General features: G+C 60.4%; 14 protein-coding genes. 6 read left to right on the plus strand and 8 right to left on the minus strand.

Annotated elements, in window-relative coordinates; genetic code table 11:
• Positions 1-7: 7 nt before the first annotated feature.
• From flgJ to EJA72_RS23440, 6 genes are all read right to left on the minus strand, one after another.
• Positions 8-1,306 carry a flagellar assembly peptidoglycan hydrolase FlgJ gene (flgJ, locus tag EJA72_RS23415; RefSeq protein WP_157714225.1) on the minus strand — a complete coding sequence of 433 codons (1,299 nt, stop codon included), beginning with the start codon at positions 1,304-1,306 and terminating at the stop codon, positions 8-10.
• Between the two features lie 11 nt (positions 1,307-1,317).
• Positions 1,318-2,406, minus strand: a complete 1,089-nt coding sequence (locus tag EJA72_RS23420) for a flagellar basal body P-ring protein FlgI (protein WP_157714266.1) — start codon at positions 2,404-2,406, stop codon at positions 1,318-1,320.
• 27 nt (positions 2,407-2,433) lie between these two features.
• The gene (flgH, locus tag EJA72_RS23425; protein ID WP_157714227.1) at positions 2,434-3,129 is read right to left on the minus strand and encodes a flagellar basal body L-ring protein FlgH; all 696 of its coding nucleotides are present in this window, start codon (positions 3,127-3,129) and stop codon (positions 2,434-2,436) included.
• A gap of 52 nt (positions 3,130-3,181) precedes the next feature.
• Positions 3,182-3,967, minus strand: a complete 786-nt coding sequence (flgG, locus tag EJA72_RS23430; RefSeq protein WP_157714228.1) for a flagellar basal-body rod protein FlgG — start codon at positions 3,965-3,967, stop codon at positions 3,182-3,184.
• A 45-nt stretch (positions 3,968-4,012) separates the two neighbouring features.
• Positions 4,013-4,753 carry a flagellar basal body rod protein FlgF gene (locus EJA72_RS23435; protein WP_178129546.1) on the minus strand — a complete coding sequence of 247 codons (741 nt, stop codon included), beginning with the start codon at positions 4,751-4,753 and terminating at the stop codon, positions 4,013-4,015.
• Between the two features lie 347 nt (positions 4,754-5,100).
• Positions 5,101-6,663, minus strand: coding sequence for a sigma-54-dependent transcriptional regulator (locus EJA72_RS23440; RefSeq protein WP_157714230.1), 1,563 nt, complete (start codon positions 6,661-6,663; stop codon positions 5,101-5,103).
• Between the two features lie 377 nt (positions 6,664-7,040).
• On the opposite strand from EJA72_RS23440, the gene phhA reads away from it, so the two are divergent.
• The 6 genes from phhA (at position 7,041) to EJA72_RS23465 (ending at position 11,485) form a co-directional block, all read left to right on the plus strand.
• The gene (gene phhA / locus EJA72_RS23445; protein ID WP_157714232.1) at positions 7,041-7,829 is read left to right on the plus strand and encodes a phenylalanine 4-monooxygenase; all 789 of its coding nucleotides are present in this window, start codon (positions 7,041-7,043) and stop codon (positions 7,827-7,829) included.
• Between the two features lie 104 nt (positions 7,830-7,933).
• Positions 7,934-8,290 (plus strand): 4a-hydroxytetrahydrobiopterin dehydratase, encoded by a 357-nt coding sequence (locus EJA72_RS23450; RefSeq protein ID WP_157714234.1) that lies wholly within the window; start codon positions 7,934-7,936, stop codon positions 8,288-8,290.
• Complete coding sequence (locus EJA72_RS23455) at positions 8,290-9,483, plus strand: amino acid aminotransferase (protein WP_157714237.1); 1,194 nt, start codon at positions 8,290-8,292, stop codon at positions 9,481-9,483. Before EJA72_RS23450 ends, EJA72_RS23455 begins: the two co-directional genes overlap by 1 nt.
• A 309-nt stretch (positions 9,484-9,792) precedes the next feature.
• The gene (locus EJA72_RS29385; RefSeq protein ID WP_256679748.1) at positions 9,793-9,924 is read left to right on the plus strand and encodes a hypothetical protein; all 132 of its coding nucleotides are present in this window, start codon (positions 9,793-9,795) and stop codon (positions 9,922-9,924) included.
• Between the two features lie 74 nt (positions 9,925-9,998).
• On the plus strand, positions 9,999-10,181 hold the full coding sequence (locus EJA72_RS23460) for a hypothetical protein (RefSeq protein WP_034146244.1): 183 nt from the start codon (positions 9,999-10,001) through the stop codon (positions 10,179-10,181).
• Between the two features lie 104 nt (positions 10,182-10,285).
• The gene (locus tag EJA72_RS23465) at positions 10,286-11,485 is read left to right on the plus strand and encodes an MFS transporter (RefSeq protein WP_157714239.1); all 1,200 of its coding nucleotides are present in this window, start codon (positions 10,286-10,288) and stop codon (positions 11,483-11,485) included.
• On the opposite strand, the gene arfB is transcribed toward EJA72_RS23465, so the two are convergent.
• Together arfB and EJA72_RS23475 are read right to left on the minus strand one after the other, a co-directional pair.
• Positions 11,482-11,895, minus strand: a complete 414-nt coding sequence (arfB, locus tag EJA72_RS23470) for an alternative ribosome rescue aminoacyl-tRNA hydrolase ArfB (protein WP_157714241.1) — start codon at positions 11,893-11,895, stop codon at positions 11,482-11,484. The genes EJA72_RS23465 and arfB overlap by 4 nt on opposite strands.
• Positions 11,896-12,096: 201 nt before the next feature.
• Positions 12,097-13,509 (minus strand): amino acid permease, encoded by a 1,413-nt coding sequence (locus EJA72_RS23475; protein ID WP_157714243.1) that lies wholly within the window; start codon positions 13,507-13,509, stop codon positions 12,097-12,099.
• Positions 13,510-14,136: the final 627 nt, after the last annotated feature.

A 14,136-nucleotide genomic window follows, 5' to 3' on the forward strand; every position in this document is an offset into this window, starting at 1 on the left:
TTATGCCTCAAAGAGGCGTAGTGGAGGCGCCCGCCGCAGCGTAGTTCTGGTAACTCGTCATCTGCTTGGCTATCTGCGAAATCTTGCTTGCGTATTCCGGGTCGGTTGCATAACCGGCCTTTTGCAGCTCGCGCACAAACTGTTCTGGGTTATCGGCCGACTTCACAACATCTTGATAGCGATTATTGGTTTGCAGCAGCGTCACGAGATCATGGAAGCTGTCTTTGTACGAGTCGTAGGAACGGAACTCGGCCGTCTCCTTGACCATCTCGCCATTTCTGAATTCGCTGGTGATCGCCCGCGCCGAATCGCCCTTCCAGTTGCTGCCGGTCTTGATGCCGAACAGGTTATGGCTGCTGCTGCCGTCCTGGGCGCGCATGACCGATTTGCCCCAACCGGTTTCCAGGGCGGCCTGAGCCACCAGGTAACGTGGGTCGACACCGATGCGGTCGGCCGCTTCCTTGGCCATTGGCAGCATGGTGTTGACGAATTCGTCGGCGGAACTGAAAGCTTTCTTCGCGGGCGCCAGCGGAATCTGCGCCATGGCGCGGCCGTAAACCTGCATCTGGCCACTCGAGGCCGAACCGGTTTGCGAGGCCAGCCAGTCGCCGTTGTACAGCGGACCGACACCGGTCCTGGTGCTCTGCGGCAACTGGATTTGATTGAGTGCCTTGGCTGCAGTCGGTGCGTTGGTCGCTGCCGAGGGCACCAGGCCCGCGAGCAAACGATCCGCCAGTTTCGGCGGCAGTGCCAGGCGTCGCTGATTGATCAGCGCCATGTCATTGCGATGCCCGCCCTCACCCGCCGCTTGCGGCGCGCGCACCGAACGCGAGGCCCACAATGGACGCTCGCCATTGAGGCGCGATAGCGGTCCGTTGGTGGCGACCGTGCCAGCGGCAATCGGCGTTTCCACCGCGGCTTTCGCCGCAGCCTGCTTGGCTTCGGACGCGGCGGCGGCCTCGCCCGGCGCCAGCGGTTTGTTCTTCGACATCTGACGCATCAGCACGTCGGCCAAACCGATGCCGCCGCCTTCGCGGGACATGGAAACGGCCAACTGCTGGTCGTACATTTCCTGGTACTGCTTGGCGGCCGGCGTGTTGAGTGGATTGTCCTGCCCCAACGCTTCGGTGGCCGAGCGCATGGACTTGAGCATTTCACCCAGGAACAGCGACTCGAACTCCTGCGCCACTTTGCGCATGTTGCCGTCGCTGTCCTTGTCGCCGACCTTGAGCTGGTTCAGTCGATTCAGGTCCGAGTAAGAACCCGAGTCGCTGCTGCTGACCAGACCGCTCTTGCGCATATCCATGGTCGCCGTCCTCAGATCACAATCAGGTCGGCTTGCAACGCGCCAGCCTGCTTCAGTGCTTCGAGAATCGCCATCAAGTCACCCGGCGCGGCGCCGACCTGGTTCACCGCACGCACGATTTCGTCGAGGGTGGTGCCTGGGCCGAACTTGAACATCGGCTTGGCTTCCTGCTGGGCGTTGACACGCGAGCGCGGCACGACCGCCGTCTGACCATTGGACAGAGGGCCGGGCTGGCTGACGATCGGGTCTTCGGTGATGGTCACGGTCAGGCTGCCGTGGGTGACGGCGGCCGGGGACACCTTGACGTTCTGCCCGATCACGATGGTGCCGGTTCGGGAGTTGATGATGACTTTCGCCACCGCCTGCCCCGGATCGACTTCGAGGTTTTCGAGGATCGACAGGTAATCGACCCGCTGGCTCGGATCGAGCGGCGCACTGACGCGAATCGAACCACCGTCGATGGCCTGGGCGACGCCAGGGCCGAGCATGTTGTTGATCTTGTCGACGATGCGCTTGGCAGTGGTGAAGTCTGAACGGTTCAGGTTCAGGGTCAGGCTGTTGCCCTGGTTGAAACCACTCGGCACCGCTCGTTCAACCGATGCACCGCCAGGGATGCGACCGGCCGACGGAACGTTGACGGTGATCTTCGAACCGTCGCGACCTTCCGCATCGAAACCGCCGACCACCAGGTTGCCCTGGGCGACCGCATACACGTTGCCGTCGATACCCTTGAGCGGTGTCAGCAGCAAGGTGCCGCCACGCAGGCTCTTGGAGTTACCGATGGACGAGACAGTGATGTCGACTTGCTGACCCGGCTTGGCAAATGCCGGCAGGTCGGCGCTGATCGAGACCGCCGCGACGTTCTTCAACTGCACGTTGCCCGAACCCGGCGGTACCTTGATGCCGAACTGCGAGAGCATGTTGTTGAAGGTCTGCAGGGTGAACGGCGTCTGCGTCGTCTGGTCGCCGGTACCGTTAAGCCCGACCACCAGGCCGTAGCCGATCAATTGGTTGGACCGCACGCCGGAAATACTGGCGATGTCTTTCAGCCGCTCGGCTTGAGCACCGAAGGCTGCGGACATCAGGCACGCAGCCACCATCAGGTGTTTGAAATTCAACGTAGCCACCTAGAAAGGGAACAGCGGGCTGAGGAAGAAACGGTCGAACCAGCCTGGCTGACTCGCATCGGCAAAGGAACCGGTGCCCGAGTAGGTTATGCGTGCATCGGCAATGCGTGTCGACGAAACGGTGTTATCGGTGGCGATGTCATCGGCCCGGACCAGACCGGCAATCCGCACCAGCTCATCACCGGTATTGAGGGTCATCCACTTCTCGCCGCGCACGGCAATGATGCCGTTGGGCAATACGTCGGCGACGGTCACGGTGATCGAACCGGTCAGGCTGTTGCCCTGCCCGGCCTTGCTGTCACCCTTGGTCGCACGGTCACCGCTGTACGCGGCATCCAGGCTCAGGTCGCCGCTGCCGAGCGGGTTATTCGTGTTCGGCGTGCTGCCAAACAAGGAGGACAGGCCAATGCTGGTCTTGCTGGTCTTGCCGACCTGCGAGTTGGCATTCTTGCTGGCCTGGGTCTTCTCGTTCAGGGTGATGGTGATGATGTCACCGACCCGGAAAGCCTTGCGGTCGCCGTACAGGTTCTGTTCGAAACCGGCCTGGTAGATCGAGCCGTTGTTCGCGGCAGCCGGCAACGGCGTACGCGGCAACACCGGGGCGTAATAAGGGTCATTGGGCTTGGGCGTCGGACCGACGCAACCGGCCAGCGCGGCGACTCCACTCAGTGCCAGAACAGATACAAAGCGATTCATGACCCTACCTCACGGTGTTGCAGGCGGCCTCATGGCCGCCTCATAGACTTGATTACAGATTCTGCGTTACGAACGAGAGCATCTGGTCGGCAGTGGAGATCACCTTGGAGTTCATCTCGTAGGCGCGCTGGGTGGTGATCATGTTGACCATCTCCTCAACGGTGCTGACGTTGGACGTTTCCAGGGTGTTCTGCAGCGTGGTGCCGAAACCTGCGAGGCCCGGCGTACCGATTTGCGGCGCGCCGCTGGCAGCGGTTTCCAGGAACAGGTTGTTACCCACTGCTTGCAGGCCGGCCGGGTTGATGAAGTCGGCGGTCTGCAGGTTGCCGATCACCTGGGAAGCCGGGTTGCCGGCAACGGTGATGGACACGGTGCCGTCTCGACCGACCGTGAAGGTCTGGGCATCGTTCGGGATGACAATGGCCGGTTCCAGGGCGAAGCCGCTGGCGTTCACGATCTGGCCGTTGGAGTCCAGGTGGAACGTACCGTCACGGGTGTAGGACGTGGTGCCATCCGGCTGCAGAATCTGGAAGAAACCGCGACCGTCGACTGCCAGGTCCAACGGCTGCTCAGTGGTTTGCAGGCTGCCGGCGGTGAAGTTCTTCTGGGTGCCGACAATGCGCACACCGGTACCCAATTGCAGACCGGACGGCAATTCGCTGTCCTGGGTCGACTGGGCGCCTGGCTGGCGCTTGATCTGGTAGAGCAAGTCCTGGAACTCGGCGCGGTCACGTTTGAAACCCGTGGTCGACACGTTCGCCAGGTTGTTGGAAATGGTCGTCAGGTTAGTGTCCTGGGCGGACAGACCTGTTTTGGCAACCCATAGAGCCGGAAGCATTCGATTCTCCTCGTGCGCCTGTTTTACGGCGCGACGTTCTGATAATTAGCTGATCTGCAAGACCCGAGCCATGGCCTGGTCATCGTCTTTGGCGGTGTTCATCATCTTGATGTGCAGCTCGAACTGCTTGGACAAAGCCAGTACCGACGTCATTTCTTCCACGGCATTGACGTTGCTCGACTCCAGGAAACCGGAGATCAGCTTGACGCCGGAATCGGCTTGCGCCGGCTGGCCGTCCTTGGTGTGGATCGAGCCGTCCAGGCCTTTGGTCATGTTCTTGAAGTCAGGGTTGACCAGCTTGATGCGATCGACTTCGGCCATCACGCGAGGACCTTCACCCATCGCACGGATGCTGATGGTGCCGTCCTCGCCCACTTCGATCTGCTGCTCGGGCGGCACGGCAATCGGCCCGCCGTTGCCCATGACCGGCATGCCGTTGCCGGCACGCAGCACGCCCAGGGCGTCAACGTTCAGGCTGCCGGTGCGCACGTAGCTTTCGCCGCCATCGGGGTTCTGCACGGCGATCCAGCCATTGCCCTGCACGGCGACATCGAGGTCGCGGCCGGTTTCGATCATGGCACCCGGAGAGAAGTCGGTGGCCGGACGTTCGGACATCGCAAACGCACGCGCCGGAAAGCTGTCACCGAACACCGGCATCGAACGCGCCTGCTCCAGGTCTTTCTGGAAGCCGTTCGTGGAGATGTTCGCCAGGTTGTTGGCATGAGCCTTCTGCGCCAGTGCATTCTGGCTGGCGCCGGTCATTGCCACATAAAGGTACTTGTCCACACTCTTTCCTCTGCATGCCGGACGTTTGCCGCCCACTGCTGTACTGCTGGACCATAAGCAATTTGCAGACCAACTTTTTTCTGACGGCGCCGGGCCCGGCAAACAAAGGACTTGAGGGGTTCAGAGAGGAATGGGGGATTGTGTCAAAGTCGAAAAACCGGCGGTGTTATGCCGGTAAGTGGCAACGACTCGCTCTTTGTGGCGAGGGAGCTTGCTCCCGCTGGGCTGCACAGCAGCCCCAAGAAGGACTGTCGAGATCTGACAGGTAGATCGCGCCGGGTGGTTTTGCGGCCGCTTCGCGCCCGAGCGGGAGCAAGCTCCCTCGCCACAAAATATCATTGCAGTACTTAAGCGCCGGGTTCTTTACCGACTTCATACTCACGCAACTTGTTGGCAATGGTCGTGTGCGAAACCCCCAACCGCTTGCCCAGCTGCCGGCTGCTCGGGTGCTCTGAGTACAAGCGTTCCAGCACTGCCTTCTCGAACCGCCCGACAATCGCATCCAGCCCACCCTCGAGCGAGAAATCGCCAAGCGGCTGACGCACGCCGTAGTCCGGCAGGCGGATATGCTCGGCCTTTACCGTCCCGCCGTCGCATAGCGAAACCGCCTGGAACAGCACGTTTTCCAGCTGCCGCACATTGCCTGGCCAATGGTAGTGACTGAGCCGTTCCATGGCAGCCGGCGCCAGTTTTGGCAGCGGGCAACCAATCTGGCGACTGGCCTGATCGAGGAAATGCTCCACCAGCGGCGTCAAGCCATCCAGGCATTCGCGCAGCGGTGGAATGTGCAACGAAAGCACGTTCAAACGGTGATACAAATCCTGGCGAAACTCACCGCGAGCACACAGCTCGGACAGGTCGACCTGCGTCGCACAGATCACACGCACATCCAGATAAACCTCTTCATCACTGCCTACACGACGGAAGCATCCGTCCTGCAGGAAACGCAGCAATTTCACCTGCAAGCGCGGGCTCATTTCTCCGACGCCGTCGAGAAACAGCGTACCGCCCGCCGTCAGCTCCAACAGCCCCAGCTTGCCTTCGGCCCGTGCGCCTTCGAAGGCTCCCGGACCGTAGCCGAACAACTCGGTCTCGGCCATCGACTCTGGCAACCCCGCGCAATTAAGCGCCATCAAGGGCGATTGCCCGCGTGGGCTCGCCAGGTGACAGGCCCGCGCCAGTAGTTCTTTACCCGTGCCGGTTTCACCCTCTATCAATAGCGGCGCATCCAGCGGTGCCATGCGCCGTGCCTCACGCACCACCGCGGCCATCACTTTCGAACTCTGGAAGATGCTGTCGAACCCGCGCAGTTCCTGCTTGCGCACGTTATAGATGCGCTCCCCCACCCGGTCGGCGCGGTGCAGCGTCAGCACCGCGCCGGCCATGGCTTCGCTGTCGTCATGCTCCGATTGCAGGGGCGCGATGTCGGCGAGGAACACGTCGCCCTTGACCTTCACCCGCAATCCGTTGATCCGCGATTTATTGGCTCGCACCAATTCCGGCAGGTCGAAATCCTCGGCGTAGCGTGACAGCGGAATGCCCGGCACCTCATCCACCCGCACGCCGAGCAACTGCGCCGCCGCACGGTTGGCGGCGACGATGGAGCCGCCCATGTCGATCGACAGCACCGGGAATTCCAGAGCACCGAGCAGGGCATTGAGCTCCATGTGCCGGCGCTCGCTGGGCATCAGCCCTACACGCTTGACGCCAAAAACCCCGGCAATCGATTCAAATTTCGGACGCAACGCCTGGAACTGGATGTTGATCAGGTTTGGGCAGTGCAGGTAGATCGCATTGCCATGCTCGCCCCCCACTTCGCCGCGAGCAACGTTGATCCCGTACTCGACCAGCAAGTTGAGAATGTCGCGCAGGATGCCGATGCGGTTCTGGCAGTGGACTTTGATACGCATATAAAAGGCCCGAAAAAACGGTGAGTGAGTGCCGAACACAAAACCTGTGGGAGCGAGCCTGCTCGCGATAGCGGTCTGTCTGATACATCAATGCTGGATGTGCCGACGCTTTCGCGAGCAGGCTCGCTCCCACAGGGAATTTTTTTGCGAGAGCGCTCAGATAGTCGTCAAGATTATGTGACAGGCACACAGCTTTTCAAACCGTGAAAACTCAATACCTGCGCCATACAGACCAAACCGTAACGAATACTTTACAAAAAACAGCGAATTTTCCTACGCGACATGGGACTCACATGCTGCACCACTGCAATCCTTCAGGTATTTCTAAGTCCATAGCAGGACATAACAAGAACGAAATCCCCTAGCAGGAGAGCAGCATGAAGCAGACGCAATACGTGGCTCGCGAGCCCGATGCGCAAGGTTTTATCGACTACCCCGCCGAGGAACATGCGGTGTGGAACACGCTGATTACTCGCCAACTGAAAGTGATCGAGGGTCGTGCGTGCCAGGAATACCTGGACGGTATCGAAAAACTCGGTCTGCCCCACGACCGCATCCCGCAACTCGGTGAGATCAACAAAGTCCTCGGTGAAACCACCGGCTGGCAGGTTGCACGGGTGCCGGCACTGATCCCCTTCCAGACCTTTTTCGAATTGCTCGCCAGCAAGCAGTTTCCCGTGGCGACGTTTATTCGTACCCGCGAAGAACTGGATTACCTGCAAGAGCCGGACATTTTCCACGAGATCTTTGGCCACTGCCCGCTGCTGACCAACCCCTGGTTTGCAGAATTTACCCACACCTACGGCAAACTCGGCCTACAGGCTTCCAAGGAAGAACGCGTGTACCTGGCGCGTCTGTACTGGATGACCATCGAGTTCGGCCTGGTGGATACGCCGCAAGGCCAACGCATCTACGGCGGCGGCATTCTCTCCTCCCCGAAAGAAACCGTGTATTGCCTGTCGGACGAACCGGAGCATCAAGCCTTCGACCCGCTGGAATGCATGCGCACCCCGTACCGCATCGACATCCTGCAACCGCTGTATTTTGTCCTGCCGAACCTCAAGCGCCTGTTCGACCTGGCGCATGAAGACATCATGGGCATGGTCAAGCAAGGCATGCAGCTGGGGTTGCACGCGCCGAAATTCCCACCTAAGAAAGCGGCGTGATCCGCAGCTTTTAGAATCAAGTGAGCCTGTCAGGAACCGACGCTTTGGTTTAGCGTGGCGCCACTGACGGCCGATTTCCAATCATTCGATTTCAGGAACATATCATGTCCACATTGAACCAAGCCCATTGCGAAGCCTGCCGCGCCGATGCCCCACAAGTCAGCGACGAAGAACTGCCGGTACTGATCAAGCAGATCCCCGACTGGAACATCGAAGTTCGCGACGGCGTCATGCAGCTGGAAAAGATTTTCCTGTTCAAGAACTTCAAACACGCGCTGGCGTTCACCAACGCGGTCGGTGAAATCTCCGAGGCCGAAGGCCACCACCCAGGCCTGCTGACTGAGTGGGGCTCGGTCACCGTGACCTGGTGGAGCCACTCCATCAAGGGCTTGCACCGCAACGACTTCATCATGGCTGCGCGTACCGACGAAGTAGCGAAGGACGCCGAGGGCCGCAAATAATGCATTTCGACGCCATCGGCCGGGTGCCCGGCGACCCGATCCTCGGCCTGATGGAGGCCTATGCGCAGGACCCCAACCCGCGCAAATTCGACCTCGGCGTGGGCGTCTACAAAGACGCTCAGGGCCTGACACCCATCCCCCAGGCCGTGAAGCTCGCCGAGCAACGCCTGGTGGATCGCCAGACCACCAAGACTTACATCGGCGGTCACGGTGAACCGGCCTTCGGCAAAGCGATCAGTACGCTGGTGCTCGGCGCCGATTCCGCGCTGATCGCCGAACAACGGGCCGGCGCCACCCAGACGCCGGGCGGCACCGGCGCACTGCGCTTGAGTGCAGACTTCATCGCCCAGTGCCTGCCGGGTCGAGGCGTGTGGCTGAGCAACCCGACCTGGCCGATTCACGAAACCATTTTCGCGGCGGCCGGGGTCAAGGTCAGTCACTACCCTTATGTCGGCAGTGACAACCGTCTCGATGTCGAGGCGATGCTCACAACCCTGAAAGCCGCGCCAAAGGGCGATGTCGTGCTGCTGCACGCCTGCTGCCACAACCCGACCGGCTTCGACCTGTCCCATGACGACTGGCGCCGGGTGCTGGAGGTGGTGCGCAGTCGTGACCTGGTGCCATTGATCGACTTCGCCTACCAGGGCTTTGGCGATGGCCTGGAACAGGATGCCTGGTCGACCCGGTTGTTCGCGGCCGAATTGCCGGAAGTCCTGATAACCAGCTCCTGCTCGAAGAACTTCGGCCTGTATCGCGATCGCACGGGTGCGCTGATCGTCTGCGCGAAAACCGCCGAGAAACTGGTGGATATCCGCAGTCAACTGGCCAACATCGCCCGCAACCTGTGGTCGACACCGCCGGATCACGGTGCGGCCGTGGTCGCCACCATCCTCGGTGACCCCGAGTTGAAATGCCTCTGGGCCGACGAAGTCGAGACCATGCGCTTGCGCATTGCCCAATTGCGCAGCGGTCTGGTGGAAGCGCTGGAACCTCACGGTTTGCGCGAGCGGTTTGCGCATATCGGCGTGCAGCGCGGGATGTTTTCCTACACCGGATTGACGCCGGATCAGGTCAAGCAACTGCGTGATCACCACAGCGTCTACATGGTCAACTCTGGTCGGGCGAACGTGGCGGGCATCGATGCGACGCGCCTGGATTTGCTGGCCGAGGCCATCGCCGAAGTTTGCAAATAACCCGATGCAATGGCAGGTTCCTTGTGGCGAGGGAGCTTGCTCCCGCTCGAGCGCGCAGCGGTCGCAATCAATGCAAGCCGTGATCTACCTGCCCGTCTTAGAATGGGGCCGCTCCGCAGCCCAGCGGGAGCAAGCTCCCTCGCCACAGTGGCTCCGTGGAGCTCTTCCAAACCTGTCTAGACAAGCCCATCCGTCGAAACAAATGGATATAAAAGTCTATTTGTCATTTCCCCTGCTGTATCCTGCTCAAGCTTTGTAAAAGCGCGGATCTACCAGATCTATCAACAGACTTTGCGAGGAGCGCGAAACATGCACGAGATCCCTAATCTCCCCTTCCCAAGCCTGCACGAAACTGAGCAGACACCCACGCAACAAGCCGGCGCCCAACAGCCCGAGCCGAAAGAAGCCACCGACAGTCGCAAGGCTGACAGCGAAGACTGAAACACCCGCACGACCAGACCGTGTGGAAAGCGCTAACATGCGCTTTCCACACCGCCTGAACTGCGAGCCCCGCCATGACCGATGATTTCACTGAAACCCAGGCCAGCGTCCTGATCGGCACCGCCGAGAAGATGATCGAGATCTGGAATCGGCTCTCCCCCGAAAAACAGGCTGCCCTGCTGGCCCGATTCGGCAGCGAAGAAAACGCCCTGGCCGCGCTGGTCACGACGCAATTGGTCGCCCCCGCCAAGCCTTGATCCATTGCCGCCCGGCAAATAGTTTTACTTTTTCACGCGCCACGGCCGCTCGCGCCGCTATCATAAGCAGCCTATCTATCCTGCTTTCCCGTGGACCTTTACCCATGTCTGAAAAACAGCGCCCCCTGGCGGTCACGCTGCAAGTTGTCTCCATCGTCCTGTTCACCTTCATCGGCTACCTGAATATCGGCATTCCCCTGGCCGTGTTGCCGGGCTATGTCCACAGCGACCTCGGTTTCGGAGCGGTGGTCGCCGGCCTGGTGATCAGCGTGCAATACCTGGCCACCCTGCTCAGCCGGCCGTATGCCGGGAAAATCATCGACAACAAGGGCAGCAAACTGGCGGTGATGTATGGCCTTGCCGGCTGTGGCTTGAGCGGTGTGTTCATGCTGATTTCGGCCTTTACCCAAAGCCTGCCGGTGTTGAGCCTGATCAGCCTGTTGATTGGCCGACTGGTGCTCGGCAGCGCGGAAAGCCTGGTGGGCTCCGGTTCGATTGGCTGGGGCATCGGCCGGGTTGGCGCAGTGAATACCGCCAAGGTGATCTCCTGGAACGGCATCGCCAGTTATGGTGCGCTGGCGGTTGGCGCACCGTTGGGGGTGCTGTTGGTCAGTCAGTTGGGCTTGTGGAGCATGGGCGTGAGCATCGTCTTGCTCGCCTTGTTGGGCCTGGCGCTGGCCTGGCCGAAGACTGCGGCGCCGATTGTGGTCGGGGAACGCCTGCCGTTCATGCATGTGCTGGGTCGCGTGCTGCCGCACGGCTGCGGACTGGCGCTGGGCTCCATTGGCTTTGGCACCATCGCCACCTTTATCACCCTGTATTACGCCACTCAGCATTGGTCCAACGCGGTGCTGTGCCTGAGCCTGTTCGGCGCCAGCTTCATTGGTGCGCGGTTGTTGTTTGGCAACCTGATCAACCGCCTCGGCGGCTTTCGCGTGGCGATTGCCTGCTTGTCGGTGGAAACCCTTGGGTTATTGCTGCTGTGGCTGGCGCCAGATGCTCATTGGGCATTGGCCGGTGCAGCCCTGAGCGGCTTCGGTTTTTCGCTGGTATTCCCGGCGCTTGGGGTCGAAGCGGTCAATTTGGTGCCGGCATCCAGCCGTGGGGCGGCAGTCGGGGCCTATTCGCTGTTTATCGATTTGTCGCTGGGGGTTACCGGGCCGGTGGCCGGTGCGATTGCGGCAGGATTTGGCTTTGCCTCGATCTTCCTGTTCGCCGCACTCGCCGCGTTGAGCGGGTTGGCGCTCAGCATTTATCTGTACCGACAGGCGCCAAAGTATCGCGAAGAACGCGACGCGCGCTAGAAATCCACCTTGCCGCGGCCGGCCTTGATGCTGCCGCGCTTGGTCTTGGATTCGAGCCGACGCTTCTTCGAACCCAGCGTCGGTTTGGTCGGCCGGCGCTTCTTTTCAACTTTGATTGCGCTGAGGATCAGCTCGGTCAGCCGCTCCAGCGCATCGGCGCGGTTGGCCTCCTGCGTCCGGTATTGCTGGGCCTTGATGATCAACACGCCTTCGCTGGTGATGCGACTGTCGCGCAGCGCCAGCAGCCGTTCCTTGTAGAACTCGGGCAAGGACGAGGCCGGAATATCGAACCGCAGGTGCACGGCGCTGGAGACCTTGTTGACGTTCTGCCCACCCGCACCTTGCGCGCGAATGGCGGTCAATTCGATCTCGGCATCCGGCAGATGCACGTTGTTGGAAATCACCAGCATGGAAAAGCGTCCATATTCAGAACGCGCAGGATACCGCGAATAGGATTCTGTAGGAGTGAGCCTGCTCGCGATGGGGCCGTGTCAGGCAACAGTGATGTCGACTTATACGACCCCATCGCGAGCAGGCTCACTCCTACAGGGTTTTGCAGCGTCCACAAAAAACCCGGCACATGGCCGGGTTTGTTGTTTCTGCGCGCTGCGTTATTTCACGGCAGCCTGCAACGCATGCTGAGCACTGCGCTTGTTCTTGATGCCATAGCAAACCCACATGAACGCAACCCACACCGGAATCGCGTACACCGAGATCTGGATTCCCGGAATCAACAGCATCACGCCTAGGATGAACAACACGAACGCCAGGCAGATGTAGTTCCCGTAGGGATACCACAGTGCCTTGAACAGCGGCGTTTGCTTAGTCTTGTTCATGTGCTGACGGAATTTGAAGTGCGAGAAACTGATCATCGCCCAGTTGATTACCAGGGTGGCCACCACCAGCGACATCAACAGTTCCAGCGCGTTTTGCGGGATCAGGTAGTTCAGCAACACCGCGATCAGCGTGACCGCCGCCGACGCCAGGATCGAACGCACCGGCACACCGCGCTTGTCGATTTTCGCCAGGGCTTTCGGCGCATCGCCCTGCTCGGCCATGCCCAGCAGCATGCGGCTGTTGCAGTAGGTGCCGCTGTTGTAGACCGACAACGCCGCCGTCAGCACCACGAAGTTGAGGATGTGCGCGGCGGTGTTGCTGCCGAGCATCGAGAACACTTGCACGAACGGGCTGCCGCTGTAGGAATCGCCGGACGCATTGAGGGTTGCCAGCAGGCTGTCCCACGGCGTCAGCGACAACAGGATGACCAGTGCGCCGATGTAGAAAATCAGGATCCGGTAGATCACCTGGTTGATGGCTTTCGGGATCACGGTTTTCGGTTTGTCGGCTTCCGCTGCGGTGAAACCGAGCATTTCCAGGCCGCCGAAGGAGAACATGATGATCGCCATGGCCATCACCAGACCGCTGATGCCGTTGGGGAAGAAACCACCGTGGGACCACAGGTTGGTCACCGACGCTTGCGGCCCGCCGTGCCCGCTGACCAGCAGGTAGCTTCCCAGGGCAATCATGCCGACAATCGCCACGACCTTGATGATCGCGAACCAGAACTCCGCCTCGCCAAAGACTTTGACGTTGGCCAGGTTGATCAGGTTGATCAGCACGAAGAAGCCGGCGGCAGAGACCCAGGTCGGGATGTCCGGCGCCCAGTAGTGGATGTATTTGCCGACTGCGGTCAGCTCCGACATGCCCACCAGAATGTACAGGATCCAGCAGTTCCAGCCCGACAGGAAGCCGGCAAAACCGCCCCAGTATTTGTGCGCGAAGTGGCTGAAGGAACCGGCGACGGGCTCTTCAACGATCATTTCGCCGAGTTGGCGCATGATCATGAAAGCAATGAAGCCGCAGATGGCATAGCCGAGGATCATCGACGGGCCAGCGGACTTCAGTACACCGGCCGAGCCGAGAAACAAACCGGTACCGATCGCGCCACCGAGGGCGATCAGTTGGATATGGCGATTCTTCAGGCCGCGTTTCAGCTCGCCTGTTTGCGCGTTTTGTCCACTCATGAAAGGGGTCCCACGTTCAGCGTATTTGCTACGGTCATGCGTCACCTGTTTGTTTTTATCTGTGACGAAATCGAACCCGACGCGCTTGTGACGCGGCGGAGTGAACAAGGCGGATAGCCTTGAGGTTTGCGCAGGTGCGCAGGAGGTCACAGGTAAAACGCGGCGCATTGTACACCGGTAACCCCCTGCTGCCAGACATCGCTGGATCAGCGTGTCGGATGCCGGGATTGCCTGTGTCCGCCCCGACGTTTTCGGGCGGCTGCAAAAAGGTAGTCAGACCTTTGCGGGCCTTCGACGGGGGTGATTGGGCAATCACGCCCCGAGGGGAAATGGAGATGAGTCACGGCGTTCATTGCGCCTCCTTCTTGTTATGCACCTGCACGACAGGCGTGGGGGGCATCTGACCTGTCCGGGGGCAACGAAACAAGCGGGCTAGAGCGCGAGAAGGCGTTCGGTCGGGTTGTGGACGTAAGTATTTTCTTACAGCACTCAGCTGGCGACGATTTCACTTGGACAATCAGCGGTCTTCGTCAATTTTTCGTTACATGCCGTAACGCCGACATTCCAACCGGGATAGTGCAGCGCTGCGACAGGCCCCATCGCGAGCAGGCTCGCTCCCACATTTGA

Origin of the sequence: Pseudomonas sp. PB120 (assembly GCF_009761815.1) — a bacterium.
Taxonomy (GTDB): Bacteria; Pseudomonadota; Gammaproteobacteria; order Pseudomonadales; family Pseudomonadaceae; genus Aquipseudomonas.